This is a genomic window from Micromonospora andamanensis (assembly GCF_016863495.1).
GTDB classification, from domain to species: domain Bacteria; phylum Actinomycetota; class Actinomycetes; order Mycobacteriales; family Micromonosporaceae; genus Micromonospora; species Micromonospora andamanensis.
Genome location: NZ_BOOZ01000003.1, coordinates 39,338 through 64,994 on the forward strand (window position 1 = coordinate 39,338; position 25,657 = coordinate 64,994).

At 71.9% G+C, this 25,657-nt stretch carries 24 protein-coding genes; 12 read left to right on the forward strand and 12 right to left on the reverse strand.

Annotated elements, in window-relative coordinates:
• The first annotated feature begins 191 nt into the window (after positions 1–191).
• Both Van01_RS02670 and Van01_RS02675 read left to right on the forward strand, forming a co-directional pair.
• Positions 192–734 carry a hypothetical protein gene (locus tag Van01_RS02670; RefSeq protein ID WP_203999091.1) on the forward strand — a complete coding sequence of 181 codons (543 nt, stop codon included), beginning with the start codon at positions 192–194 and terminating at the stop codon, positions 732–734.
• Between the two features lie 31 nt (positions 735–765).
• Positions 766–2,226, forward strand: coding sequence for a serine/threonine-protein kinase (locus Van01_RS02675; RefSeq protein WP_203999094.1), 1,461 nt, complete (start codon positions 766–768; stop codon positions 2,224–2,226).
• A 22-nt stretch (positions 2,227–2,248) separates the two neighbouring features.
• Here Van01_RS02675 and Van01_RS02680 read toward each other — a convergent pair whose 3' ends face one another.
• Positions 2,249–2,584: a hypothetical protein gene (locus Van01_RS02680; protein ID WP_203999097.1), complete on the reverse strand. Its 336-nt coding sequence runs from the start codon at positions 2,582–2,584 to the stop codon at positions 2,249–2,251.
• Between the two features lie 225 nt (positions 2,585–2,809).
• Between Van01_RS02680 and Van01_RS02685 the strand changes: the two genes are divergently transcribed.
• Positions 2,810–4,609, forward strand: coding sequence for an alpha/beta hydrolase (locus Van01_RS02685; protein WP_203999100.1), 1,800 nt, complete (start codon positions 2,810–2,812; stop codon positions 4,607–4,609).
• 117 nt (positions 4,610–4,726) lie between these two features.
• Here Van01_RS02685 and Van01_RS02690 read toward each other — a convergent pair whose 3' ends face one another.
• Positions 4,727–5,080, reverse strand: a complete 354-nt coding sequence (locus Van01_RS02690; protein WP_203999103.1) for a winged helix-turn-helix transcriptional regulator — start codon at positions 5,078–5,080, stop codon at positions 4,727–4,729.
• A 77-nt stretch (positions 5,081–5,157) separates the two neighbouring features.
• Between Van01_RS02690 and Van01_RS02695 the strand changes: the two genes are divergently transcribed.
• The 3 genes from Van01_RS02695 (at position 5,158) to Van01_RS02705 (ending at position 7,947) form a co-directional block, all read left to right on the forward strand.
• Entirely contained in the window at positions 5,158–5,772 is a 615-nt protein-coding gene (locus Van01_RS02695; protein ID WP_203999106.1) for a DUF8737 domain-containing protein, read from the forward strand.
• 82 nt (positions 5,773–5,854) lie between these two features.
• Positions 5,855–6,796, forward strand: a complete 942-nt coding sequence (locus Van01_RS02700; RefSeq protein WP_203999109.1) for a transporter substrate-binding domain-containing protein — start codon at positions 5,855–5,857, stop codon at positions 6,794–6,796.
• Positions 6,793–7,947, forward strand: coding sequence for a hypothetical protein (locus Van01_RS02705; protein WP_203999112.1), 1,155 nt, complete (start codon positions 6,793–6,795; stop codon positions 7,945–7,947). The genes Van01_RS02700 and Van01_RS02705 overlap by 4 nt, the downstream gene beginning before the upstream one ends.
• A 9-nt stretch (positions 7,948–7,956) precedes the next feature.
• Here the strand turns inward: Van01_RS02705 and Van01_RS02710 are convergent, their stop codons facing one another.
• The 8 genes from Van01_RS02710 to Van01_RS02745 all read right to left on the reverse strand — a co-directional run bounded on the left by Van01_RS02710 (position 7,957) and on the right by Van01_RS02745 (position 17,961).
• Positions 7,957–9,120, reverse strand: a complete 1,164-nt coding sequence (locus Van01_RS02710) for an acyl-CoA dehydrogenase family protein (protein ID WP_203999115.1) — start codon at positions 9,118–9,120, stop codon at positions 7,957–7,959.
• Entirely contained in the window at positions 9,117–11,138 is a 2,022-nt protein-coding gene (locus Van01_RS02715; RefSeq protein WP_203999118.1) for an ATP-binding protein, read from the reverse strand. The genes Van01_RS02710 and Van01_RS02715 overlap by 4 nt, the downstream gene beginning before the upstream one ends.
• An 8-nt stretch (positions 11,139–11,146) precedes the next feature.
• Positions 11,147–12,748 (reverse strand): acyl-CoA carboxylase subunit beta, encoded by a 1,602-nt coding sequence (locus tag Van01_RS02720; protein WP_203999121.1) that lies wholly within the window; start codon positions 12,746–12,748, stop codon positions 11,147–11,149.
• Entirely contained in the window at positions 12,745–13,956 is a 1,212-nt protein-coding gene (locus Van01_RS02725) for an acyl-CoA dehydrogenase family protein (RefSeq protein WP_203999124.1), read from the reverse strand. Before Van01_RS02725 ends, Van01_RS02720 begins: the two co-directional genes overlap by 4 nt.
• Positions 13,953–15,665 (reverse strand): acyclic terpene utilization AtuA family protein, encoded by a 1,713-nt coding sequence (locus Van01_RS02730; RefSeq protein WP_204000496.1) that lies wholly within the window; start codon positions 15,663–15,665, stop codon positions 13,953–13,955. Before Van01_RS02730 ends, Van01_RS02725 begins: the two co-directional genes overlap by 4 nt.
• Positions 15,666–15,720: 55 nt before the next feature.
• Positions 15,721–16,521 (reverse strand): TIGR03084 family metal-binding protein, encoded by an 801-nt coding sequence (locus tag Van01_RS02735; protein ID WP_203999127.1) that lies wholly within the window; start codon positions 16,519–16,521, stop codon positions 15,721–15,723.
• 25 nt (positions 16,522–16,546) lie between these two features.
• Positions 16,547–17,167: a TetR/AcrR family transcriptional regulator gene (locus Van01_RS02740; RefSeq protein WP_203999130.1), complete on the reverse strand. Its 621-nt coding sequence runs from the start codon at positions 17,165–17,167 to the stop codon at positions 16,547–16,549.
• Between the two features lie 116 nt (positions 17,168–17,283).
• Entirely contained in the window at positions 17,284–17,961 is a 678-nt protein-coding gene (locus tag Van01_RS02745; protein ID WP_013736306.1) for a Crp/Fnr family transcriptional regulator, read from the reverse strand.
• Positions 17,962–18,182: 221 nt separating this feature from the next.
• Here Van01_RS02745 and Van01_RS02750 point away from each other — a divergent pair, with 221 nt between their 5' ends.
• The 6 genes from Van01_RS02750 (at position 18,183) to Van01_RS02775 (ending at position 23,468) form a co-directional block, all read left to right on the forward strand.
• A complete protein-coding gene (locus Van01_RS02750; RefSeq protein ID WP_203999132.1) occupies positions 18,183–18,845 on the forward strand; it encodes an adenosylcobinamide amidohydrolase in 663 nt (220 codons plus the stop codon).
• A 58-nt stretch (positions 18,846–18,903) separates the two neighbouring features.
• A complete protein-coding gene (locus tag Van01_RS02755) occupies positions 18,904–20,049 on the forward strand; it encodes a CapA family protein (RefSeq protein ID WP_203999135.1) in 1,146 nt (381 codons plus the stop codon).
• 55 nt (positions 20,050–20,104) lie between these two features.
• The gene (nth, locus tag Van01_RS02760; RefSeq protein WP_203999138.1) at positions 20,105–20,884 is read left to right on the forward strand and encodes an endonuclease III; all 780 of its coding nucleotides are present in this window, start codon (positions 20,105–20,107) and stop codon (positions 20,882–20,884) included.
• Positions 20,881–21,489 (forward strand): TlpA family protein disulfide reductase, encoded by a 609-nt coding sequence (locus tag Van01_RS02765; RefSeq protein ID WP_203999142.1) that lies wholly within the window; start codon positions 20,881–20,883, stop codon positions 21,487–21,489. The genes nth and Van01_RS02765 overlap by 4 nt, the downstream gene beginning before the upstream one ends.
• 5 nt (positions 21,490–21,494) lie before the next feature.
• Positions 21,495–22,226, forward strand: a complete 732-nt coding sequence (locus tag Van01_RS02770) for an NUDIX hydrolase (protein ID WP_204000499.1) — start codon at positions 21,495–21,497, stop codon at positions 22,224–22,226.
• 63 nt (positions 22,227–22,289) lie between these two features.
• A complete protein-coding gene (locus Van01_RS02775; RefSeq protein WP_203999158.1) occupies positions 22,290–23,468 on the forward strand; it encodes a MarP family serine protease in 1,179 nt (392 codons plus the stop codon).
• 14 nt (positions 23,469–23,482) lie between these two features.
• Here Van01_RS02775 and Van01_RS02780 read toward each other — a convergent pair whose 3' ends face one another.
• Together Van01_RS02780 and mycP are read right to left on the reverse strand one after the other, a co-directional pair.
• Entirely contained in the window at positions 23,483–24,202 is a 720-nt protein-coding gene (locus Van01_RS02780; protein WP_203999162.1) for a phosphatase PAP2 family protein, read from the reverse strand.
• Between the two features lie 80 nt (positions 24,203–24,282).
• Entirely contained in the window at positions 24,283–25,605 is a 1,323-nt protein-coding gene (gene mycP / locus Van01_RS02785) for a type VII secretion-associated serine protease mycosin (protein ID WP_203999165.1), read from the reverse strand.
• Positions 25,606–25,657: the final 52 nt, after the last annotated feature.

Here is a 25,657-nt window from a genome sequence, read left to right on the forward strand (position 1 = left end):
CTGGCGGCGCTGTCGGGACCCGCAGTGCTGTCCGGGATGTCCGTAGGCCGGGCCCGAATCGTCAGGGTGCATCGACGGCGGGTACGGATCTGCCGGTTTCGGGGATGTGGCCGGTCTGAGCGGGCCGCTAGCGTGACGGGTGCACGGAGCCGTCGATGTCGTCGGCCGTGCCGTCGAGGGGGAGGGCGAAGATGAGGCTGCCGCGTTCGGTCGCGGGGTGGACGATCGCGGTGTTCGGCGTGCTGGCACTGGTGATGGGGGCGGTCGGCCTGCTCTGGCCGGAGGCGCTGCTGCGGATGCTCGGCTTCGAGATCCCGCAGACCCGGGCCCCGGGCGACTACACCGGCGTCTTCGTGACGGCTTCCTCGATGGCCTCGTTCAACATGGGGGTCTACTACCTGCTCGCCACGGCCACCGAGTGGCGCGCCTTCTACCGCTTCACAGTGGTGTTCCGGCTCGTCACGTTCACGGTCTTCACCATCGCGGTGCTCGCCGACATCGCGCCGGGGCGGTTCTTCGGGGTGGCGGCCTGGGAGGGCCTGGGCGCGTTGGCCACTGCCGCGGGCCTCTGGTGGGACGCGCGGCGGTCCGCGAGCCCTGGTATGACCGGCGTCCCGGATGTCACCGACCGGGCGGGCGGGAGCGGATCGACGCCTGCCGAGCCGGTGCCGGACGACGCCCGTCGCGGTGCCGGAACATCGGGTGTGGGGCCGGCCACCGATGCGGTTCACTGAGCGGCCGGCAGAGTTCGGTATTTTCGAGGTTGTGACCGACACCCCGCCCGGCGCCCTGCCGACGCCCATCGTGCCTGGTCTGACTGATTTGCAGGTGTTTGCCCGAGGTGGCTACGCCACGGTCTACCGCGCGACGCAGATATCGGTGGGCCGCGAGGTGGCGGTCAAGGTGGAGAACCGGACCCTGGCCAGCGACCGGGACCAGGCCCGCTTCCTGCGCGAGGCGCGCGCGGCCGGTCGGATGTCGTCCCACCCGCACGTGGTGGACCTGTTCGACGTCGGCGTCACCATCGACCAGCACCCCTACCTGATCATGGAACTCTGCGACGGGTCGTACGCCGAGCGGATGCGCAACTCGCCGCTGGGCGCCGTCGAGGCTCGTGATCTCGGCGTCAAGATCGCGGACGCCATCGCCCACTCGCACGCGGCAGGCGTGCTGCACCGCGACGTCAAGCCGGCAAACATCCTGCACTCGCACTTCAACTCGGCGGTGCTCGCCGACTTCGGGCTTGCCGTGGTCGCCGAGATGCGGGACGCCTCGGTCGCGCTGGAGGTGCTCACCCCGGCGTACGCGCCTCCGGAGATGTTCAGCCACAGCCCGCCGTCGCCGGCCGTCGACGTGTACGCGCTCTGCGCCACGCTCTACGCGGTCATGCACGGCCGGCCGCCGCGTTGGCAGAGCGAGCGCAACCCGAGCCTGGTCACCGTGCTGGAGATGTTCCACCAGCCGATCCCCGGCCTGCCCGGTATCCCGGAGGAACTTGTCGACGTCCTGCGGGCCGGCATGGCCAACGACCCCGGCGACCGGCCGTCCGCCGCTGAGCTGCGCGACATGCTCACCAACCTGACGCTTGACGGCTCGGCGGCGTCGACGGCTCCGGCGGGACCTGTCGGTGGCGCCGCCGGTGCCCGCGATGCCGGCCGCCCCGCCCCGCCGGCCGGGAGCGGATCCGCCGAGCGCAGCCGTCGTCGACGCTGGTTCCTGGGCGCGGCCGGGGTGGTCGCCCTCGCCGCCTCAGCGGGCGTCGGTGCCTGGGCGGCGGGTGGTGTGCCGTCGCCGCAGCCCAGCACGCCGGCTCGTCCGGCGGCGACCGGGCTGCTCCGCCCGGGTTGCGCCACCCACCCGGAGGCGCTTCCCGCCGCTGCCCAGTGCGCGCCGGAGCTGGAGTGCTTCGGGCCGGTGCAGGTGCGTGCCCAGCGGGCCGAGGCCAGCCGGATGCCCTGCGATGCCCGGCACACCTGGGAGAGCTACGCCCAGGGGCAGCTGCCGGCCGCCCTCGTCGATGCCGACCACGACGAGATCGTCGCGGATCCGCAGGTGCGTCAGGTCTGCAACGAGGAGACGTTCCGGCTGGTCAGCGGGGTGCGCCAGACTGCTGGATGGAATCTTGAGGTGTTACCACCGGCCGACGCGGAAACCGACCTCACCTACCGTTGCCTGGCGGGCAGGGGCCTGAACGGGCTGGCCTCGCCCACGCTCACCAGCGGCTGAGCGCCCGCACGGATCACCGACGTCAGCGTCCCGGCCGATCGCGGCGGTACCGGTCCCGCATGGCCCGAACCGCGTCCCGGTCGCCAAGGGTCTCCAGCGTGTCGGCATCGATGCCGGACGCCTCGATGCCCGGCCCGGTGGATGTCTGCCCCCGATCCGGCCGAACCTCCGCGTCGTGCTGCCGGGCAGCGGTGACGGCCACCCCGGCCACGGTGGCGAGCACGACGCAGAGCAGTGCCCCCGCGACGCCCAGCAGGTCCTCCCGGCGCCCCACGACAAGCGCCGCCAACAGCCAGAACGCCGCCAGGGCCGCGACCACCGCCACGGTCCGTGCGTCGGATCCTGGGAACCGTCTCACCCGTCCAGAATGTCGGAGAATGCCGATCTGTCAACAGCAGCCGGCTTCACCACGCGTAACACCTGACAAACAACAGCTTGCCGGAGGGAGTGGCCGCCGCGACAGCACCTGCCGAGTCGGAAATGCGCCTTCTGTGCGGGCGGCATTCATCGCCGGACGTCTCTAGAGTGGCGTTTGTCGAGCCCTCGGCTCGACCTGTCCCGTCTCCCACCGGAAGGCGTCCACATGCCACGACCAATCCGGAGCCTGGCCGCAGCAGGGCTCGTCGGTGTGCTTCTCACCGGAGCGGCTGTCACACCCGCCGCCGCGTCCACCACTATCGGCGGTGGTGCCGCGATCGTCTCGCACCGCACCAGCATCGCCGAACGGATGCGGGTGGACCGGGTGCCGACGCCCAAACTGGACTGGTACCGGTGCTACGACTACGCCGAGTGCGCAACCGTGCGGTTGCCGCTGGACTACGACCAGCCGAAGGGGGCGACGACCGAGATCGCTGTGCTGCGGGTCAAGGCGCGGGATCAGAAGCGCAAGATCGGCAGTCTCTTCCTCAACCCGGGTGGCCCGGGGGGCTCGGGCACCAGCATCGCGCTCGCCGCGCCCTACTTCCTCGGTGACGACGTGCTCGACAGGTTCGACGTCGTCGGCGTGGACCCGCGTGGAGTCGGCGCCAGCGAGCAGGTCAAGTGCTTCTCGTCGGTGAAGGATCAGGCCCGGGCGTACGAGGGCCTGTCCGTGGCCTTCCCGTACACGCGGGACGAGGAGAAGGCGTACGTCGCCTCCTCGATCGCGGTCGGCAAGGCCTGCTCCACCACCGGCAAGCCGATCAGCGGCGCGATGTCCACGGCCGAGGTCGCCCGTGACATGGACGTGCTGCGCCGTGCGGTAGGCGACAAGCGACTCACCTACCTCGGCTTCAGCTACGGCAGCATTCTCGGCCAGTACTACGCCAACATGTTCCCGGACCGGGTGCGCGCGTTGGTGATCGACGGCGTGCTGGATGCCACGGCATGGTTCGGCGTCGGCACGGCGGGCGACGTCGGCCAGGAGGAGCGGATGCGCAGCGCGCAGGGCGCGCACAAGGCGCTGCGCGAGATTCTCAAGCGGTGCAAGACCTCAGGTGTGGACGCCTGCCCGCTGGCCTCCGGTGACCCGGTCGCCCTCTTCGAAACGGTGACCAAAAGGTTGAAGGCGAACCCGCTGGTCCTGGAGGACCCGGACCTGGGCGAGTTCACCTTCACCTACGCCGACTTCATCGGCGCGATCCTCGGTGGCCTGTACGGCCCGTACGGCTACCTGGACGTGGCCTACCTCACCTACGACCTGCTGATGCTGACGGACCCGTCGGCGTCCCGGGTGACCCGCGACCAGGCCCGAGCCTCGGTGCTCCAGCGCGCCGTCACGGCCCGCGAGCAGGCCCGTGCCTACGACTTCCCGTACGAGAACGGCCTGGAGGCGTTCCTCGGCGTCGACTGCACCGATGCTAACCACCCCCGCGACGCCGCCTCCTGGCCGGCGCAGGCCGCCAGGGCGGACCAGCGTGACCCGTACTTCGGGCGGCTCTGGACCTGGGCCAGCTCGCCGTGCGCCCGTGACAGTTGGACGGTACGCGACGAGGATCGCTTCACCGGTCCGTTCAACCGCCGCACGTACAGCCCGGTGCTTGTGGTCGGCAACTACTGGGATCCGGCCACCAACTACGCGGGTGCGGTCGCCGCGGCCCGACTGCTGCCGAACAGTCGGCTGCTCGCCAGCGACAACTGGGGACACACCGCGTACGGCACGTCGGCCTGTGTGGACGGCGCCGTCGACGCGTACCTGCTGCGGTTGACGTTGCCGAAGCCGGGCAAGGTCTGCCACGGCGACGTCCAGCCGTTCGAGGATCTGCCGGAGCCCGAGGCGGCGCTACGCGCGGACACCTCCAAGAGTGACCTGGCCGCTCAGGGCGCGCCGGCTCGGGGCGAAGCCAAGCAGCTACCGCCGGTCGTCGCGCCACTGCCGGCCGTGGGCACCCTGACGGTCCGCTGAGGTTCCGCTCCACTACACCGGGGTGCGGCGGGCGTTCGGGTCGCCCGTCGTACCCCGGCCTCCTGTCGGGGCGCCAGCCGAGCTGCTGCCCGCGAGGACGGCCGGTGCCGGCGCGGATCAGTCGGCACCGAGGCGTCGGGTGCCGGGCAGGTGGGTCGTTCCCCAGGTGGCGATGCTGTCGAGGACCGGCGCGAGGTCCCGCCCGCGGTCGGTCAGTCGGTACTCGTACCGCGGGGGGCGCTCGCTGTAGGGGCGGCGCACCAGGATCCCGCACTCCTCCAGCCGGCGTAGCCGGTCGGTGAGCGTGTTCGTGGGCATTGCCTCGGCCGAGGCCGCCAGGTCCGCGAACCGGAGTTCGCCGCGGAACAGCAGGTCCCGCACGATGAGCAGGGACCACCTGTCGCCGATGAGATCCAATGTGCCGGCGATCGCACAGTCCGAGCGGGGTGCCGCGTTCCGGGCCGATGACATTCGCACCTCCAAGTCACTTGCGAGATACAAGTTACCTCCCTAGAGTCACTTGCAAAACACAAGTGACTGGAGGGGTTGTGACGACGCCCGTACTCACCAGGTCTCCCTGGGCGTTGACGCCACCGGCGCTCGCCGCCGTCGGTTGGTTCTGCGCCGTGCTCGCGGCGAGCGCCCTGGGCGCCTTCCGTACCCCACCCGGCGACCCGCCGGTGGCCCTCGCGCTGGCCGCCTGTGTGCCGCCACTCACGGTGCTCGTCCTCGCCGTCCGGTCGTCGCGGTTCCGTGCCTGGGCCCGCCGCCTCGACCTCAGGTTCCTCACCCTGCTGCAGACCTGGCGGGTCGCGGGGTTGGCCTTTCTGGCGCTCCTCGCCGTCGACGCGTTGCCGGCCGGCTTCGCGCTGCCGGCTGGTCTCGGCGACGTGGCCGTCGGGCTGACCGCGCCGCTGGTGGCGGCCTTCGTGGTCGGTCGCGGCCGCCGGCTCTTCGTCGTCTGGACGGCACTGGGCATCGCCGATCTCGTCCTCGCCGTCACGCTCGGTGTCCTCTATTCGACAAGTCCGGCCGGACTCCTGCTCACCGACGTCGACACCGGGCTCATGTCCACTCTGCCGATGAGTCTCATCCCCGCCTTCGGCGTGCCCATCACCCTGGTCGCCCACCTGCTGTCGCTTGTCAACATCAGCGGTCGCTGAACCCGCCGCCCGGATCGCGTCGACTCGACAGGGACGACTACTTTCAGTGCCACACGTAACTCGATCCGTAGCGAGGTGGCCGATGGGTGTAAGCCTCTCCAACTCCCGGTGGCGCTCGGTGGCCACCACCACCGCGGTCGCCCTGACGCTGCTGCTCGGGGCGGCGGCCGGCTGCGACAGCCAACGGGAGCCGGAACTGCCGTCCGTGCAGGAGAAGCTCCGCGAGTCGCACATCTGGGGCCAACCCGTCCTGCGGATCGGGGTGGCCGACGACGAACCGTTGATGGGCGAGGTGCGCAACGGCGTCCACGTCGGTTTCGACGTGGAGATCGCCCGCTACATCGCCGCCTCCCTCGGCTACGAGGGGGAGCACCGCGTCGAGTTCGTGAACGTGTCCACCGAGGACCGGATTCCCGCGCTCCAGGGCGGCGTCGTCGACCTCGTCGTCTCCAGCTTCTCCATCACCGAGGATCGTAAGAAGCAGGTCAGCTTCGCCGGGCCGTACTTCGTCACCACCCAGGAGGTGCTGGTGCCGAACCGGCACCGGGCCGCTATCCGCACCATCGAGGACCTGCGGAACCCGGAGTACAAGATCTGCACAAGTGGTGGCTCCACCACCGAGGCGGAGTTGGAGAAGCACCAGGTCTCCACGCTCGTGGTGAAGGACGTCTGGGACTGCGTCAAGGGCATCCGGGCCGGCAAGTACGACGCGGTCAGTTCGGACGAGACGATCCTCGCCGGCTTCGTGGCCCGACACCCGACGGAGTTCGAGATCGTCGACATGCCGTTCGGCACCAGCGAGCTGCTCGGCGTGGGGGTGCCGATCGGTGACCCCGCACTGCGCGACCTGGTGGCGTACTTCCTGGACAAGAGTTACCAGCAGGGGCGCAACGGGGAAGCCAGCCCGTGGCAGACCGCGTACAACCGGACCCTGGGGCCGTGGTTGCGGGCTGAGAAGCGACAACCACAGCCGCTGGACGTGCCGAAGCTCGTCGACTTCGACGACAAGGCACCACAGCGATGAGTACCGCGCCCGCCACCACCTCCGGCGGGTCGGACGCCGGTCGGCCACCGCCGTCCGTGCCCCGGACCGCCGTGCCACCTACCGCCACGCCACCCACAGTGACGCCAGCCGGGTCGACGCCGCCGGCGGAGCAACTCGTACCCGCCTCCGTCAGCACACCGGCGAGGGGCGACAGCGGCTGGGACCCGGCCGAGCGCCGGGCCCGAGCGAGCCAGTCGTTCTGGACGGCAGTGGTCGGCGTACCGGCGATCTTCTCGGTGCTGCGGCTCGGCATCGAGGCCGGCGGCGAGTTGCAGACCACCCTGCTGCTGGTGGCCAACGTGGGACCGGTCAACCTGCTCGCCGGTTTCCTCACCACGGCGGCCCGCCTGCTCTCCACGGTGCTTGTCGCGGTCTTCGCGCTCGGTGGGGTGCTCGTCGCCAGCGGGCACCGGTTGGCCCGCCGGCCGCTCTTCGCCAGGTGGACCGAGATCACGCCGGGCTGGTTCGTCGCGGCGAGTTTCCTGATGGCCCTGGTGACCTGGCCGATGCTGTACCTCCCGCTGCTGCTGCCCGCCTTCGCGGCGGCCTTCCAGCTCCGGCCGGAACGTCTGCACGAACGCCCCGCCGTACGCGCCCTGATCGTCGTCGCGGCGTACGCCGGCTATCTCTGGCTGCTCGTGCCGACGCTGCGGGACGCCTGGCGGCAGGCGGAGGCGCTGCCGATCGTGCTGCTTGTGGTACCGCCGCTGCTGGCTCTCTTCGTGGCCGGACCGCTGCCCAGGATGGTCATCCGGCCGCTCGCCCCGGTGACCCAACTCGCCGTGCTGGTGGTGCTGGTCTGGGCGGCCCTGCCGGTGATCAGCACGCCGGTGCTGCCGTTGACGGTGACCACAGTGGGTGAGCCCGGCGCGACAGCCGCCGGTGCCACCGAGGAGATCCGGGGACACGTGGTGACCACCGACGACGTCAACATGGTGATCCTCCAGGAGCGCGGCGGGGTGCGCTACGTGCCTGTGGACCAGGTACGCGGGCAGGTGCTCTGCCCGTCCGAGGAGGAACTGCCCCGGTACCGGCTACGCATCCACGACTTCCACGTCGAGGACTCGCTGCTGGAGGGGCTGGGCCGTCGGGTACGCCCGGTCCACCGGGTCGACGCCGCCTGCCGCTGAGCCGCGGTCTCAGTACGACTTGTCCTGGCCGAGGAGGTGCTGGGCGACGAAGTTGAGGATCATCTCCCGGCTGACCGGGGCGATCCGGCCGGCCCGCACCGCGCCGAGCAGGGTGGCCACCCCGTACTCGGTGGTCATGCCGGCGCCCCCCAGCGCCTGCACGGCCGTGTCCACCGCCAGCGCCGCCGCCTCGCCGGCCGCGTACTTGGCCATGTTGGCGGAGACGCCCGCCTCCAGGTCGCGGCCGGCGTCGTAGAGCGCCGCCGCCTTCTGAATCATCAGCCGGGCCAGCTCCACCTGCACGGCAGCGTGCGCGAGGGGATGCGCGACACCCTGGTGGGAGCCGATGGTGCGACCGCCCCACACCGCACGGGTCGCGGTGTACTCGGCGGCGCGTTCGATGGCGTACCGGCCGGTGCCGGCGCCCATCGCGGCGACAGTGATGCGTTCCGGGTTGAGCCCGGCGAAGAGGGCCGGCAGACCGGCGTCCAGCGACTCGCCGACAAGCGCGTCGGCGGGCAGCCGTACGTCGTCCAGGTAGAGCAGGAACTGGTTCTCCGGAGAGACGATCTCCATGTCGAGTTTGGAGAAGGTCAACCCGACGGCGTCGGTGGGCACGATGAACAGCGCCGGCTTCAACTTCCCCGTCGAGGAATCCTCGGTGCGGGCCACCACCAGGACGTGTCCGGCCTCGTCGACGCCGGAGATGTAGCACTTGCGACCCGACAGGACCCAGTCGCCACCGTCGCGGCGGGCCACCGTGGCGAGGCGGTGGAAGTTCGAACCGGCGTCCGGTTCGGTGATCGCGAAGACGATCTTCTGGGAGCCGTCGGCCAGCCCCGGCAGGTGGCGTTTGCGCTGCTCCTCGGTGCCGTGCCGGTTGATGACAGTGGCCGCGATGGCGGGGGAGACCACGAGCAGCAGCAGCGGGCAGCCGGTGGCGGCCAGTTCCTCGCAGACGATGGCCAGGTCGGTGATGCCGCCGCCCCCGCCGCCGTACTCGGTGGGGATGTTGACGCCCAGGTAGCCGAGCTGGCCGGCCTCCCGCCACAGCTCGGTGGTGTGCTCACCGGCCTTCGCCTTCGCCACGAAGTACCTGTGACCGTACCGCCTGCCCAGCGACCGGACGGCGTCGCGGAGCTGGTCCTGCTCGGGGGTGAGGTCGAAGTTCATGACGGCGACTCCTCATCGGGGGTGACCACGGCCAGCACGGCATCCGTGTCCACCTGACCGCCGGCCGGTACCGGCAGCTCGGTGACCAGACCAGCGGTGGGGGCGAGCACGGGATGTTCCAGCTTCATCGCTTCCAGGGTCAGCAGCAGGTCACCGGCGGCGACCCGTTGGCCGACCTCGACGTGCACCCGGGCCACCGCGCCGGGCAGCGGCGCGAGCAGCGACCCGGCGGCCAGCGCCGCGGTGGGCAGCGGGAAACGTGGCAGCTCGGCCAGGCCCGTCGCCCCGGCCGGGCCGTCCACGAAGACCGCCGACCCCACCCGGTGTACGCGGTACACCCGTCGCACCCCGTCGACGTCGAGCACGACCCGCGCCGGGGACGCCTCGACAAGAGTGACGTCGGACGTCGCCAGATCGGTGCCGCCCTCGGCGGCCGGTGTGCCGTCGACGGCCGGGTCCACCGACCACTCGGCGAGGCCACCGGAGCGGTCCAGTCGGTAGCGGACCTCGATCTCCCCGCCGCCCGCGTCGGTGAACCGGGTGACCTGTGGGAAGGCGGGTACGTTACGCCAGCCCGACGGCAGCCCGCCGAGCACGCCAGCCTGGGTGCGGCGGTCGGCCGCCGACGCCAGGGCGGCGGCCAGCGCGACCAGGGGGAGCTGCTCGGCCGGCAGCAGCGGAGCGAAGACCTCCGGGTGGCGGTCCAGGAAGCCGGTGTCGACGTCGACGGCGGCGAACTCCGGGCTGCGCAGGACCCGGACCAGCAGGTCCCGGTTGGTGGTGACGCCGTGCAGCTCGGCCCGGGCCAGCGCGCCGGCCAGGGCACGGGCCGCCTCCGCGCGGGTGGGGGCCCAGGCGATCACCTTGGCGAGCATCGAGTCGTAGTGGACGCTCACCGCCGACCCGTCGAACACACCGGAGTCCAGCCGCAGGCCGGGCGCGCTGAGCGACCCGAACTCGGTGGCCACGCCGGGCAGGGTGAACCGGTGCAGGGTGCCGGTGGCCGGCCGGTAGCCCTGCCCGGGGTCCTCGGCGCAGAGGCGTACCTCGATCGCGTACCCGGTGGCCGGTGGTGTCGCGACCAGCGGCAGCGGCGCGCCCTCGGCGACAAGCAGTTGCAGCCGGACCAGGTCCAGCCCGGTGGTCAGCTCGGTGACCGGGTGCTCCACCTGGAGGCGGGTGTTCATCTCCAGGAAATGGATCTCCCCGTCGGGCGCGAGCAGGAACTCGACGGTGCCGGCCCCGACATAGTCGACAGCCCGCCCAGCGGAGACCGCCGCCTCGTGCAGTCGCTCCCGCACCTCGTCGGTCAGGACGCCGGGCGCCTCCTCGACGATCTTCTGGTGGCGCCGCTGGATCGAGCAGTCCCGTACGCCGAGCGCCACCACCGTCCCGTGGCTGTCGCCGAAGATCTGCACCTCGACGTGCCTGCCACGTTCGACGTACCGCTCGATGAACACGGTGCCGTCGCCGAACGCCGCTGCCGCTTCGCGGCGCGCGGCGGCGACGGCCTCGGCGAGCCCGTCGGCGTCACGGACCACCCGCATGCCGCGCCCACCGCCCCCTGCGGACGCCTTCACCAGCACCGGAAAGGTCGTCACCTGGGCCGGGTCGGTCCAGGTGGGCAGCATCGGAACGCCGGCCTCGGCGAGCAGCGCCTTGGCGGCTATCTTGTCGCCCATCGCGGCAATCGCCTTGGCCGCCGGGCCGACCCAGGTCAGCCCGGCGTCGGTCACCGCCGTGGCGAACCCGGCGTTCTCGGCGAGGAAGCCGTAGCCGGGATGGACGGCGTCGGCACCACACCTGCGGGCCGCGTCCAGGATGAGATCGGTCCGGAGGTACGTCTCGGCGGGCGCGTTGCCGGGCAGCCGGACGGCCTGGTCGGCCTCGGCGACGAAGGGCGCGTCGGCGTCAGCGTCGGAGTGCACGGCGACCGTCTCGATCCCGAGCGCCCGGCAGGTGGCGAAGACCCGGCGGGCGATCTCCCCCCGGTTCGCGACAAGCAACTTCGAAATCACGACAACTCCTACATTCGGAAGACGCCGAAGGCGTCGGCGCCCTTCACCTGTCCGTTGTGGATGGCCGACAGGCACAGGCCGAGGACGGTACGGGTGTCCCGGGGGTCGATCACCCCGTCGTCGTAGAGCCGGCCGGAGAGGAAGAGCGCGCCGGACTGGGACTCGATCTGCTGCTCGACCATCATCCGCATCGCGGCGTCGGAGTCTTCGTCGAACTCGCGACCCCGGGCCGCGGCGGCCTGCCGGGCCACGATGGACAACACCCCGGCCAACTGCGCCGGGCCCATCACCGCCGACTTGGCGTTCGGCCAGGTGAACAGGAACCTCGGCTCGTACGCCCGGCCACACATGCCGTAGTTGCCAGCGCCGTACGAGGCACCCAGGTTCACCGTCAGATGCGGCACCGTCGAGTTCGACACCGCGTTGATCATCAGAGCGCCGTGCTTGATGATGCCGCGTTGCTCGTACTCGGTGCCGACCATGTAGCCGGTGGTGTTCTGGAGGAAGATCAGCGGGGTGTCGGCGGCGTTGGCGAGCTGGATGAACTGCGTGGCCTTCTGCGCCTCCTCGCTGAACAGCACCCCCCGTGCGTTGGCCAGCACGCCCACCGGATACCCGTGCAGCTCGCCCCAGCCGGTGACAAGCGCGGTGCCGTAGGCCGGCTTGAACTCGTCGAACTCGCTGCCGTCGAGCACCCGGGCGAGCACCTCGCGTGGATCGAACGGCACCTTGAGGTCGGCGCTGGTGATGCCGAGCAACTCCTCCGGGTCGTACCTCGGTGGTTGCGGCATCGGGTTGCGCGGCGCCGGGCCCCGCTTGCGCCAGTTGAGGCGGCGTACGCACTGCCGGGCCAGCCGGATGCCGTCGCGTTCGTCGGCGGCGAGGAAGTCGGCCAGGCCGGATTTCGTGGCGTGCATGGCCGCGCCGCCCAACGACTCGTCGTCGGCGTCCTCGCCGGTGGCCATCTTCACAAGCGGAGGTCCGGCCAGGTAGACCTGCGAACGGTCGCGGATCATGATCGTGTAGTCGGACATCCCGGGCACGTACGCGCCGCCGGCCGTGGCGTTGCCGAAGACCACGCTGACCGTGGGGATCCGCTCGGCCGAGAGCCGGGTCAGGTCGCGGAACACCCGGCCGCCCGGAATGAAGATCTCCGCCTGGGTGGGCAGGTCCGCGCCGGCCGACTCGACCAGGTTCACCATCGGCAGCCGGTTGGCCCTGGCGATCTCGCCGGCCCGCCGGGTCTTCGCCAGCGACCACGGGTTCACCGCGCCGCCGCGTACCGTCGGGTCGTTGGCGACGATCAGGCACTCGACACCCTCGACCACGCCGATCCCGGTCACCACGCTGGCTCCCACCGGAAAATCCGTGCCGAACGCGGCGACAGGTGACAGTTCGAGGAACGGGCTGTCCTGGTCCAGCAGCAGCTCGATGCGCTCGCGGGGGAGCAGCTTGCCGCGCTCGTGGTGCCGGGTCACGTACTTCTCGCCACCGCCGGCACGGGCGGTGGCGAGCGCGGCGTCCAACTCGGCGAGGCGTTCCAGCAGTGCGTCGCGGTTCGCCTGGAAGGCCGGCGAGGACCCGTCGATGGCGGTGTCGAGTGTGGTCACAGGCCCATGCCCTTCGCGATGATCTCGTTCATGATCTCGGTGGTGCCGCCGCCGATGCCGAGGATCCGGGCGTCGCGGTAGTGCCGCTCCACCTCGGCGTCACGCAGGTAGCCGAAGCCGCCGTGCAGTTGCAGGGCCTGGTCGACGACCCAGCCGGCGGCCGAGACCGCCACGTTCTTGGCCATCGCCACCTCGGTCACCACCGGCTCGCCCACGGCCACCCGGGCGGCCACCTCGTGCACGTACGCCCGGGCGGCCTCGGCCCGGGTGTGCATCTCGGCCAGCCGGTGCCGGACCAGCTGCCGACTCGCCAGGGGTCGGCCGAAGGTGGACCGGTTGCGGCACCAGGTGGCGGCCAGCTCGACGCAGCGCTGCGCGATGGCGTACGCCTGGGTGGCCAGGGAGAGGCGTTCGGCGGCGAACTGCTGCATGATCGCCAGGAAGCCGGTGTCCTCCTCGCCGATCCGGTTCGCCACCGGCACGCGCACGTCGACGAAGGAGAGTTCGGCGGTGTCCGAGCAGTGCCAGCCGAGCTTCTCCAACCGACGCCCGACGGTGAAGCCGGGCGTTCCCCGGTCGATCACCAGCAGGCTCAGCGTTCCGCTGCCCGGCATCCCTGTGCAGACCGCGGTGGTCACGAAGTCCGCCCGAACCCCGCTGGTGATGTAGGTCTTCGCCCCGTTGACCACGTAGTGGTCGCCGTCGAGGCGGGCGTGGGTGCGAATGCCCGCCACGTCCGAGCCGGTGTCCGGTTCGGTGATGGCCAGCGCGCCGATCATCGAACCCGCAAGCGTCGGCCGGACGTACCTGTCGATCAGGTCGTGCTCCCGGCCGGTCGGATCGACGCTTTCGGCGGCATCGCCGGGTCGCCGGGGAAGGGTGCCGCCGGAGCGGGCACCGGCCGCGGTGACCATGTGCGGCAGCGCGATGCCGTGGGTGAAGAGGGCAGCCACCAGCCCCGACGAGCCACCCGAGCGGATGATCTCCTCGGTGACGATTATCGAATCGAGAAGGTCGCCGCCGCTGCCGCCGACCTTCTCGGGAAAGCCGATGCCGAGCAGGCCGATCTTCGCCGCGGTCGCGTGCAGCTCCCGGGGGATCTCGCCGGCCCGCTCCCAGTCCGACAGGTGCGGCAGCACCTCCCGGGTGACGAAGGCGCGGGTCAGTTCCCGCAGTTGTCGCCGCTCGGGAGTGTCCACGATCGTCACGGCCGTACCTCCCCGCCGGTCGGTGCCGGTTCGCCGCTGCCCGCCGACTCGACCGGCAGGTCGACGATCCGGGACCGGAGCAGCTCACCGAGCGCCTTGGCCTGCGGATCGAACCGGGTGGAGGCGGCCACCCCGGCTCCGAGCAGCCCGCGGATCACGAAGTTGACGGCCCGCAGGTTCGGCAGTTCGTACCGCTCCACTGTCAACGGGGCGGTCTCCGGCAACAGCTCGGCCAGCCGCGCCACGGTGAGCCAACCGCGTAGCCAGGCCCAGGTCGCGTCGGTCCGCGCCCAGACCCCCAGGTTCGCGTCGCCGCCCTTGTCACCGGATCGCGCGCCCACCAGCTCACCCAGCGGCCCCCGCCGGGTCGGACCTGTCGCCGCCGGGCCGGCCAGCTCGGCCGCCGGCTCGGCGGCGACCGGGACGGTCACCGGCGGTGGGTCGATCGGCAGCCGGGTGCCGTCGGGCAGCACGGCGACGTGGTCGACCGCGTCCTGCGCCACGGCGTCGGAGGTGAAGACGCCGTACGGGGTGGCGTCGCCGGGCAGGGTGGTGAGGGTGCAGCCCGGGTAGGAGGCCAGGGCCAGCTCGACAGCCGCCGCCGAGAACGCCCGACCGGCCCGCGCCCGGTCGCCGTCGCGCAGGTGTACGTGCAGCAGGGCACTTGCCGTCTCGGTGTCGGCGGCGTCGGGATGGTCGGTGCGGGCCAGCGTGAACTCCAGGCCGTCCGGGCCGACCGCCTCCGTCAACTGCTTCCGGACCAGGTCCGCCTTGGCCGGGATGTCCAGCCCGCAGAGCACGAACGTCATCGAGTTGCGGAAGCCGCCGAGGTTGTTGACGCCCACCTTGAGCGTGGCCGGTGGCGGGGTGCCCCGGGTGCCGCTGACGAGCACCCGGTCCGGACCGTCCTGGCCCAGCCGGACCGAGTCGAGCCGGGTCACCACGTCGGGGCCCAGGTACGTCGGCCCGCCCACCTCGTACAACAACTGGGCGGTGACCGTCTCGACGGTGACCGCGCCGCCGGCGCCGGGCTGCTTCGTGAGCACCGCCGAGCCGTCCGGACGCAGCTCCGCCACCGGAAATCCGGGCCGCTGCCCGCCGTCGGGCAGCTCGGTGAAGAAGCTGAAGTTGCCCCCGGTGACCTGTGCCCCGCATTCGATCAGGTGTCCGGCGATTGTGGCCCCGGCCAGCGCGTCGAGATCGTCGCGCCGCCAACCGAAGCGGGCGATGGCCGGGCCCACCACAAGCGAGGCGTCGGTGACCCGCCCGGTCACCACCACGTCCGCCCCGGCGTCGAGGCAGGCGGCGATGCCGAACGCCCCGAGGTAGGCGTTCGCGGTAAGCGCGTCCGGCCGGGCCAGGGCGTCACCCTCGACGTACCCGATCCGGACGGGCAGCCCGAGCCGGTCGGCGAGGGCGCGGATCGCGGCGGCCAGCCCGGCCGGGTTGAGCCCACCGGCGTTCGTGACAAGGGTGACCCGCCGGTCGAGCGCGGTGCCCAGGCAGCCCTCCAGCTGTCGGAGGAACGTCTTCGCGTAGCCCAGGCCCGGGTCACGCATCCGGTCCCGGCCCAGGATGAGCATTGTCAACTCGGCCAGGTAGTCCCCGGTCAGCACGTCCAGCTCGCCGCCGTCGAGCATCTCCCGCCAGGCGGAGAAGCGGTCGCCGTAGAAGCCGGAGGCGTTGCCGATCCGCAGCACGTCGCTCATCGGCGGCACCTCCGCTTCGCCGCCGTGCGGCTCCGCCGCGCTGCGTGCCACGCGCTCACCTGCGGGATCCCGGGGCCGCGGTGCGCGGGGCGGGGCCGGTGCCGGGTGGCCCGGCGAAGGCCTGGGCCACGTCCAGCCACCTGTCGGCGATCGGCCCGGTGGCGACCAGGGCCAGGTCGGCGCGGTGCCGGCGCCGGGTCACCAGCAGGCAGAAGTCGAGCGCCGGGCCGGTGACCAGGTCGACCGCGTCCGCCGGACCGAAGGTCCAGCTTTCTCCGTCGGGTGCCGCCAGCTCCACCCGGACCGGTGCCGTGGGCACCGCCAGGCCGTGGGCGGCGAAGCTGTGTCCGACGGTACGGAAGCCGAGGTAGGCGACGTGCCGGAGCCGGTCGGTGGCGGGTCGGGTGACGCCGAGCGCCTCGGCCACGTCCTCGCCGTGCGCCCAGGTCTCCATGATCCGGGCGGTGGCCATCGAGGCCGGCGACATGCGAGTTCCGTACCAGGGCAGCTTCTCGCCGGCAGGGGCGGCGGTGAGCGCCGCCGCGAGTGCCGCGCGGCCGGTCCGCCAGCGGGCCAGCAGCGCGTCGGGTGGGCCGAGGAAGGCGACCGCGCCGTCGTCGACCAGCCGGGCCGGGTCCGGTGCGGCGGTGACCGAGGCGTAGAACGCGTCGGCGTCGGTCGCGGCAAGCCGGGCCACGTGATCCGTCCAGGCCAGGTGGGCGATCTGGTGGGCGATCGTCCAGCCCGCCGCCGGGGTCGACAGCTCCCACTCCTGCGGCGGCAGCGGTGCGACGAGCGCGTCGAGCTGCTCGGACTCGGTGGCCAGATCGGTGAGCAGGGCGGTGAGGTCGACCATTGTGCCTCCGGGTGGCTCGGTCCGGTCAGGGTGCGGTTTCCGCGCTGGTGAGCAGCGCCGCCAGCTGGGTCTTCCAGGCATGCAGCAGCGCGGTCCGGCGGGCGGTGTCGTCGCTGAGCAGGTTGGCCACGCCGAGACCGCGCAGCAGGTCCAGGGTGGCCTGCACCGCCTCCCGTACGCCGGGCCGTCGTTCGTCCACCCCGAGCAGCTCGACCGTCAGCCGGTGCATCTCCCGACCGACCCGGGCTTCGAGCGGCAGCAGGGCGGCCCGCAGCTCGGCGTCGGTGCGGGCGGCCACCCAGAGTTCGAGGGCGGCGACGAAGAGCGGCCCGGTGAAGGCGGCGGCGAGCAGGTCCACCACCCGGTCCAGCCGGTCGGCGCCGGCCGGCAGGGCGTCGGCCTCGGCCCGCAACTCGGCCGCCCGCCGTTCGGTGAGGTGCCCGACGGCGGCGGTGACCAGGGCGGTGCGGGTCGGGTAGTGGTGCAGCTGGGCGCCCCGGGAAACGCCGGCCCGGGCTGCCACGACAGTGGTGGTGGTGCCGGACCAGCCGTGCTCGACCAGGCAGTCGACTGTCGCCTCCAGCAGCCGGGCCCGGGTGGCGCGGCTGCGTTCCTGTTGAGGGACGCGGGTCGATGCGGCGGGCATGCGGACAGCCTGCCGCCCAGGAAACAAACAGTCAAGACTGACTTTTTACGTCGCCACATACGCCTGCGCGGTGCCGACGAGGTCCGTCGGCACCGCGCAGGAGAAGAACTTCGGGGTCAGACGCGCGCGCGGCGGGCCAGACGCTCCGGGTCGAGGATGATGATGCTCTTGCCGTCCAGCCGGAGCCAACCGCGCGAGGCGAAGTCCGCGAGGGCCTTGTTCACCGTCTCCCGGGAGGCGCCGACGAGCTGGGCGATCTCCTCCTGGGTCAGATCGTGGGTCACCCGCAGCACGCCGCCGTCACGGGTGCCGAAGCGCCCCGCCATCTGGAGCAGGTTCTTGGCCACCCGGCCGGGCACGTCGGTGAAGATCAGATCCGCGAGGGCGTCGTTGGTCCGGCGCAGCCGGCGGGCGAGCACCCGCAGCAACTGCTCGGCGATCTCGGGCCGGTTGTTCAGCCACGGCCGCAGCGCCTGCTTACGCAGTCGGGCCAGCCGGCTGTCGGTGACCGCGGTCGCGGTCGCCGTACGCGGACCCGGGTCGAAGAGCGACAGCTCGCCGACCATGTCCGACGGACCCATCACGGCGATCAGGTTCTGCCGGCCGTCCGCTGCCCGGCGACCAACCTTGATCTTGCCGGACAGCAGGATGTAGAGACTGTCGCCGGGCTCGCCCTCGTTGAAGACGACCTCGCCCTTGCGGACCTCGATCGTCTCCATCTCCTTGGCGAGCGCCTCGGCCGCCTCCGGGTCGACACCCTGGAAGATCCCGCTGCGGGCCAGTACCTCGTCCATCGCGCACCTCCGGTTGCGCGTGCCGTCTGCTCGGCCTGGGTCCGCCCGTCCGCTGATCCCTCGCGCGCCGACCAGTCTAGGCGCACGTGAGCAGGAATCAGAGGTGCACCCCTGGAATCTTGATCGTTGGGCGTAACGGGCCGGTCGAGCTCACTCTTGAGAATCCCGCGCCTGGTCAGGCCGGGATCGGCGGGGTGGACACCCGGCCGTAGGGTCACGGCGTGCTGCCCGAGCCCCTGCTGACCACCCGCCGCGAGGACGAACGTGACATTCCGGTGCTCATCTGGCGTGCCGGACGACAGCTGCGGACGATCAGCTCCGCGCCGCTGGGCGGTGGGATCGGCGGACGGCGGTGGGTGCTGAACGCGACGGTGCCCATGTCGTACGACCGGGACGACCCGGCCGACCACCTGGCCGAGCTGGCCCGGGAGTTCGGCCTGGACGGGCCCGGCGTGGGTCTGATGACCGGAGTCGACGTGGCCGAGGTGGTGCGGCGGACCGACACCGCCGTGCAGGTCTGGGCCACCGTCGGGCTGGGTACGCCGGTGCCGGCGGCGGCACCCACAGCAGCGGCGCCGGCGCAGCCGGTCGGCACTGTCAACATCGTGGCGTACGTACCGGCGCGGCTCGGCGACGCGGCACTTGTCAACGCGGTCGCCACCGCCACCGAGGCGAAGGCGCAGGCGATCGCGGAGCTGGGGCTGCCCGGCACCGGTACGCCGACGGACGCGGTCACCGTGCTCTGCCCACCGGACGGGCCGGTCAACGCCTACGGCGGGCCCCGCTCGACCTGGGGGGCGCCGCTGGCCCGGGCGGTGCGCGCCGCCGTGCTCGGGGTCGGCCGCGACACCGTCGTCCCATGGTCGGATCGGCTCCAGGGCTGAATCTCCCCACCCGATCGGCGGTCGTTTCGGTGATACCCGACCGGTAGGGTCGCGCACGATGTACGCTGCCGCCTCCTTCGCGTCCCGACCCCGCCGCCGCACCGTGGCCGCACTGGGGGCGCTGCTCGCCGCCCTCCTCGTCGCCGGCTGCGGCAGCACCGACGAGGGCCCGATCTGGCAGCCCGGCACCGGCGGCGGCGAGGGCGCGCCCGTCGAGTCGGCAGCCCCCGAGGTCAAGAAGATCTCGCTCTCCGCCACCGGCGACATCGTGATGGCCATGGCACCCGACCGGCTGCCCCCGAACAACGGCAAGGGCTTCTTCGACTCGGTGAAGAAGGCGCTCGCGGCCGACCTGGTGATGGGCAACCTGGAAGAGCCGTTGACGGTGGACACCGGGACCGGCAAGTGCGGTGCCAACTCCACCCGCTGCTTCCAGTTCCGGGCTCCCCCGGAGTACGCCGCCCATCTCGCCGATGCCGGTTTCGACCTGCTCAACCAGGCCAACAACCACGGGTACGACTTCGGGCCGAAGGGCTACGAGAACACCCAGCGGGCGCTTGAGGAACACGGGCTGGAGCACACCGGCGCGCCCGGCCAGATCACCGTCGTCGAGGTGAAGGGCGTCAAGGTCGCCGTCGCCGGTTTCTCGTCGTACCGCTGGTCGAACAGCCTCACCGACATCCCGGCCGCGAAAAAGGTGATCGAGAAGGCCGCCGACCAGGCCGACATCGTCGTGGTGCAGGTGCACATGGGTGCCGAAGGGTCGGAGATGACGCGGGTCCGGCCCGGCACGGAGATGTTCCTCGGCGAGAACCGGGGCGACCCGATCAAGTTCTCCCGGGCGATGATTGACGCCGGCGCCGACCTGATCGTCGGGCACGGTCCGCACGTCCTGCGCGGCATGGAGTTCTACAAGGGCAGGCTGATCGCGTACAGCCTGGGCAACTTCGCCGGCGGCGGCAACTCACTGAGCAACAACGGCCGGCTCGGCTGGGGTGGCGTGTTGAAGGTGTCGCTCGAAGCGGACGGCACCTGGGCCGGTGGCTCCTTCACCTCCACCTACATGGACGGGGCCCGCAAGCCGACGATCGACCGCGACGACCGTGGTCTCGGGCTGCTCCGGGACCTCACCGAGCTGGACTTCGCGGAGACCGGCGCCCGGTTCACCGACGCCGGGAAGATCAGCCCGCCCGACCCCGACTGATCTCCGCCGGCCCACGCGTCCGGGCCGGTCGGACCGGCGACGTAGGCTGGCCGTCGTGACCAGAAGCGCCACCGAGACCGACCTGGGTCGCACCCGTCGAGCGCGGCGGATCGGCCGCGTGCTGACCGAGACGCACCCCGACGCGCACTGCGAGCTCGACCACGGCAGCCCGCTGGAGCTGGCCGTCGCCACCATCCTGTCGGCCCAGTGCACGGACAAGAAGGTGAACGAGGTCACTCCGAAGCTCTTCGCCCGCTACCCGACCGCCGCCGACTACGCCGGGGCCGATCGCGGCGAGGTGGAGGAGATGATCAGGCCGACCGGCTTCTACCGCAACAAGACCAACTCACTGATCCAGCTGGGCCAGGCCCTGGTCGAGCGCCACGACGGTCAGGTCCCCGGCCGGCTGGCCGACCTGGTCACCCTGCCCGGGATCGGTCGCAAGACCGCAAACGTCATCCTCGGCAACGCCTTCGACGTGCCGGGCATCACCGTCGACACCCACTTCCAACGGCTGGTGCGGCGCTGGGGGCTGACCATCGAGACCGACCCGGTCAAGATCGAGCACGAGATCGGGGCGATGTTCCCGAAGCGCGACTGGACCATGCTGTCGCACCGGATCATCTTCCACGGCCGCCGGGTCTGCCACGCCCGCAAGCCCGCCTGCGGTGCGTGCACGCTGGCCAAGCTCTGTCCCTCGTACGGCACCGGACCGACCGAACCAGCCGCTGCCGCGAAGCTGCTCAAGGGCCCCCGCGCCCGTGACCTCGCCGCCGCCGCAGGTGTCGATCCCGAGCTGGTGCCGGCGCAGGCCGTCCAGGCGGAGGCGCCGTGAACCGCCGACTCGCGCTGCTGACCCTGCCGCTGCTGCTGGTGCTCGCCACCGCCTGCACCAGCGACCCCGAAGCACCTCGGCCGGCCGGGCAGAGCACGGTGGCCGCCCGTCCCTCCCCGTTCGAGGGCTGTGCCGACCTCACCGAAGGCCCGGCCGGTCCCGGCGACGACGAGGCCACGGGCGACCCGCTGCCCGAGTTGACCCTCACCTGCTTCACCGGTGACACGCCTGTCGCCCTGCGGGACATCCGCGGACCGGCAGTGGTGAACATCTGGGCCTCCTGGTGCCCGCCCTGCCGCAAGGAACTCCCCGCCTTCCAGCGACTGCACGAACGCGCCGACGGGCAGCTGCGGGTCATCGGGGTGAACACCCAGGACAGCCGCAGCGCCGCGCAGTCGATCGGCGAGGACTTCGGCGTACGGTTCCCGATGCTGTTCGACCAGGGCAAGGCGTTCCAGCGGGCCCTGGAACGCAGCGCGTTCCCGATGACGGTGTTCGTGGGTGCCGACGGCGGCGTCCGGTACATCGACACTTCGGGCGCCCTCGACGACGCCCAACTCGCCGAACTCGTCAAGCGGCACCTCGGCATCGCGGTACCGGCGTGAGCGAGATGCCAGCGAGCGTGAGCCCGGGCCGGGAGACGTCCGGCGCGTCGCGGCCGGTGCCTGACTGGCTGGACCCGCTGCTCGATCGGCTCGGCACCGCGCGTACCGAGGACTTCACCCAACTCCGTACGCCGGACCGCGGCGGCCGGGAGAGCGCCGTGCTGGTGCTGCTCGGTGAGGACGCCACCACCGGCCCGGACGTGCTGGTCCTCCAGCGGGCCGCGACCCTGCGCAACCACGCCGGCCAACCGGCGTTCCCCGGCGGCGCGGCTGACCCGGAGGACGCCGACGCCGCCGCGACGGCGCTGCGCGAGGCGAACGAGGAGGTCGGGCTCGACCCGTCAAGCGTCACAGTGCTGGCCCAGCTGCCGAGGCTGTGGATACCGGTCAGCGATTTCGTGGTGACCCCGGTGCTCGCCTGGTGGCACGCACCGCATCCGGTGGACTCCCGGGAACCGGCCGAGGTGGCACACGTGGCCCGCCTGCCGATCGCCGAGCTTGTCGACCCGGACAACCGGGTCCGGGTACGTCATTCGAGTGGCTGGGTCGGCCCCGCCTTCTCCGTACGCGGGATGCTGGTCTGGGGGTTCACGGCCGGGGTGCTGGCCGCCTTGCTGGACATGGGCGGCTGGACCCGCCCCTGGCCGCGCAGCCGGGTGATCGACCTCCCGCCGGTCGGTGCCTCGCCCGCCCCGTCGGCCGGCACGGACGAGGTTGACGAGAGCGCCCTGCGCTGATCTGACCGTCACCTTCCGCAAGCGATCGTCTACGCGCGAGCTCTGGGCCCGTACGCTTGAGCCGTGTCGGCCGTGGATCTCGTTCTGCTGTTGCTCATGCTCGTGTTCGCGATCAGCGGATACCGACAGGGGTTCGTCATCGGGGTGCTCTCGTTCTCCGGGTTCTTCCTGGGCGCCCTGATCGGCCTGCAGGTCGGTCCGATGTTCGCGCAGCAGTTCGTGGACAGCGGCACCCGGGTGCTGATCTCACTGGTCGCCATCTTCGGCCTCGCCGTGGTGGGCCAGGCCCTTGCCGGCTGGCTCGGATCGCACCTGCGCCGCACCATCGCCAGTGACGTCGGACGGCGGGCCGACGACATCGGTGGCGCGTTCGTCTCGCTCTTCGCGGTGCTGCTCGTCGCCTGGCTTGTCGCCGTGCCGCTCGGCTCCTCCTCACTGCCCTGGCTCGCCGCCTCCGTGAAGAGCAGCGCGCTGCTCAACGTGGTGGACCGGGTGCTGCCCGATCAGGCTCAGCAGCTCTCCACCGCGCTGCGCGACACAGTCGACACCAACGGCTTCCCGGACGTCTTCGACGGGCTGCGGCGTACCCAGGCTCGGCAGGTCGAGCCGCCGGACCCGGCGCTCGCCGGCTCCGAGGTGGTGAGCAGCGGTCAGCGCTCGGTGGTGAAGGTGCTCGGGTCGGCACCTAGCTGTTCGCGCCGGATCGAGGGGTCCGGCTTCGTGTACGCCGACGACCGGGTGATGACGAACGCGCACGTGGTCGCCGGCACCCGCTCGGTCGCCGTGGAACTGCGTGGCGACAGGTACGACGGCGAGGTGGTCGTCTACGACCCCGACCGGGACCTGGCCGTGCTCTACGTGCCCGGGCTGCCCGGCCCGTCGATGCGGTTCGCCGCCGGCAACGCCGCCACCGGCGCGGACGCCATCGTGCTGGGGTTCCCGCTGGACGGGCCGTACAACGCCCAGTCGGCGCGGATCCGCGACGTCGACCGGATCACCGGGCCGGATATCTACTCGTCGGGAAACGTGAACCGGGAGATCTACACGATTCGGGCGCTGGTCCGTAGCGGCAACTCGGGTGGTCCGCTGGTCTCCTCGAACGGCCTGGTGCTCGGGGTGATCTTCGCGGCGGCGGCCGACGACCCGAACACCGGCTTCGCGGTCACCGCCGCCGAGGCCCGCCCGGTAGCGCTGGCCGGGGCCGAGCGCACCCGGGGCACCGACACCGGCGACTGCACCTGACGGGGCCCACCAGGTCAGCTCGACCGTGACCGGGACCAGACGGCGAACGCGGTGGTGGTGCCGACGACCACCGCAGCCCCGAGCAGCCAGCCGGCCAGCACATCGCTGCTCCAGTGCACGCCGAGTGCGACCCGACTGAACCCGGTCACCAGGGCGATGGCGAGCGCACCGAGCCAGACCGCAGCGCGGGCCGTCGAGCGTGGCCTGGTACGCGGCAGGAACACCACGAGCAGCACCCCGGCGGCGAGCACCGCGTTCAGCGCGTGGCCCGACGGGAAGGCAAGGCCGGGCGCCTGCGCCACCGGGTCGGGCAGGTCCGGTCGCTGCCGGCCGACGAGCAGTTTGAGCAGTGGCCCGAGCAGGCCACCGAGCACCATCGTGGTGGCCACCCAGACGGCGAGTCGCCGGGCACCGTCGCGGGCCAGCCAGATCACCAGGGCCAGCGCGGCGGCCCGCAGGGGCATCGGGGCGAAGACGTCGGTCCAGAGGCTCATCACCCGGACCCAGACCGGGTGGTCCAGGGCGTACCCGTGCAGGTGGGTGGTGATCGCCAGGTCGAGTCGCCGCAGCGGTTGCCAGTCACCCAGCACCAGCGTGGCGAGCAGCGCGATCGGCGCGACAAGCAGCACGCCGGAGAGGGCCTGCGCCGGCCGTGCACCTGGCGAGTCGTCCCGTCGTCCGCGACGGTCCGGCCCGGAGGGCGGTGCCGGGTCGACCCGTTCGAAGGTGTCCACGACGATGGTTGTACCCCGCTGGCCCGGCCTTCCTCGCGCTGATCCGTCGAATTTGCCGCGCGATACTCGGCGGCGGTCGGTCAGCGGTACGACTGCCGGAACCGGCGCACCATCAGCGCCGCTCCGGTGAGCAGCGCGACGAAGATGGCCGAACCGATCCACAGCCGCTCCGAGCCGGCGTCGTCAGGCGAACCGGCGGCCCGGGCCCGCCACTGCGTCTCCTGGCGGGGCCCGGTCAGGCCGAGCTGCTCGGCGTCGGGATCACCTGTCGTCGCGGAGCCCGGCGCGGTGCCGAAGCCGGTCACCCCGGGCGGATCGTTGTCGTCGAGCGGGTTCGCGTACGTGGGCGGCACCTCGGCGGTCAGCGCCGCGACCGGGTCGACCAGGCCGTACCCGAACCGCTCGTCCCGACCTGTGGGCCCGATGTCCTTGGCGGTGGCAAGCAGCCGGTTCACCACGTCCCCGGCGGACATCTGCGGGTAATGCGACCGCACCAGGGCGGCGGTGGCGGCGACAAGCGGTGCCGCGAAGCTGGTGCCCTGCACGCGCCAGTAGCCGCCGGGAGGACGTGCGCCCACCAGCCCGCTGGCCGGGGCGGTGAGTACCGTGGCGCGACCGGTGATCGCGCCGTTCCACAGGTTGTCGCTGTTGCGCTCCAGGCCGGAGACCGCGATGACGCCGGGTTCACGAGCCGGATACCAGACCTTGGCCTCGGGCGAGGTGGCGAGGTTTCCGGTGCAGGCGACCACCACCACGTCCCTGGCGAACGCGTAGTCGATCGCCGCGGCCAATGCCGCGCTGTCGCCGTTGCCGCCGAGCGAAAGGTTTATCACCTTCGCGCCGTTGTCGACCGCCCAGCGCACCCCCTTGGCCACGATCAGCGCGTCGTCGTACCGGTTCTCCGCGTCCAGGACCCGCACAGGCAGGATCCGGGCGCCCGGCGCCAGGCCCACCACACCCCGGCGGTCGTCGTTGCGCCCGGCGATCAGGCCGGCCACCGTCGTGCCGTGCCCGACCGGATCCGGTTCGGTCGCGCCGTTCGGCGCGACCAGGTCGAGCCCGGGCAGCACCTGACCGGCCAGGTCCGGGTGGCTACCGTCCACCCCGGAGTCGATCACCGCCACGACCACACCACTGCCGGTCGAGGTACGCCAGGCCGCCCGCGCGCCCAACTTGTCGAGCTGCCACTGCTCGTCGCGGACCTGATCGGCCCGTTGCGTCGAGTCGGGATTGTGGGCCACCGGCCTGCCGAACGCGGGCGCGTGGACCGGCATGGCTGCGGCGGGCACGACCGCGACGACTGCCGACAGCGCGGTGGCGGCCGCCGCGAGCAGCACCCGGTTGGCGAACCGGCCTGCCGTCGGCGGGCCGCTGTGCCGCAGCCTGGTCACATCCTCAGCCATTCGTCGCGGGACACATGACGATCGGAGATTACCGGTTCCGACCCGTCTACAG

What these genes read in the sequence shown, in the direction of transcription:
- Van01_RS02730 (WP_204000496.1), bottom strand. Translation starts at nt 15,665, where the DNA reads ATGAGCGACGTGCTGCGGATCGGCAACGCCTCCGGCTTCTACGGCGAC.
- Van01_RS02745 (WP_013736306.1), bottom strand. Translation starts at nt 17,961, where the DNA reads ATGGACGAGGTACTGGCCCGCAGCGGGATCTTCCAGGGTGTCGACCCG.
- mycP (WP_203999165.1), bottom strand. Translation starts at nt 25,605, where the DNA reads ATGGCTGAGGATGTGACCAGGCTGCGGCACAGCGGCCCGCCGACGGCA.
- Van01_RS02670 (WP_203999091.1), top strand. Translation starts at nt 192, where the DNA reads ATGAGGCTGCCGCGTTCGGTCGCGGGGTGGACGATCGCGGTGTTCGGC.
- Van01_RS02685 (WP_203999100.1), top strand. Translation starts at nt 2,810, where the DNA reads ATGCCACGACCAATCCGGAGCCTGGCCGCAGCAGGGCTCGTCGGTGTG.
- Van01_RS02755 (WP_203999135.1), top strand. Translation starts at nt 18,904, where the DNA reads ATGTACGCTGCCGCCTCCTTCGCGTCCCGACCCCGCCGCCGCACCGTG.
- Van01_RS02710 (WP_203999115.1), bottom strand. Translation starts at nt 9,120, where the DNA reads ATGAACTTCGACCTCACCCCCGAGCAGGACCAGCTCCGCGACGCCGTC.
- Van01_RS02700 (WP_203999109.1), top strand. Translation starts at nt 5,855, where the DNA reads ATGGGTGTAAGCCTCTCCAACTCCCGGTGGCGCTCGGTGGCCACCACC.
- Van01_RS02735 (WP_203999127.1), bottom strand. Translation starts at nt 16,521, where the DNA reads ATGGTCGACCTCACCGCCCTGCTCACCGATCTGGCCACCGAGTCCGAG.
- Van01_RS02770 (WP_204000499.1), top strand. Translation starts at nt 21,495, where the DNA reads ATGCCAGCGAGCGTGAGCCCGGGCCGGGAGACGTCCGGCGCGTCGCGG.
- Van01_RS02690 (WP_203999103.1), bottom strand. Translation starts at nt 5,080, where the DNA reads ATGTCATCGGCCCGGAACGCGGCACCCCGCTCGGACTGTGCGATCGCC.
- Van01_RS02740 (WP_203999130.1), bottom strand. Translation starts at nt 17,167, where the DNA reads ATGCCCGCCGCATCGACCCGCGTCCCTCAACAGGAACGCAGCCGCGCC.
- Van01_RS02705 (WP_203999112.1), top strand. Translation starts at nt 6,793, where the DNA reads ATGAGTACCGCGCCCGCCACCACCTCCGGCGGGTCGGACGCCGGTCGG.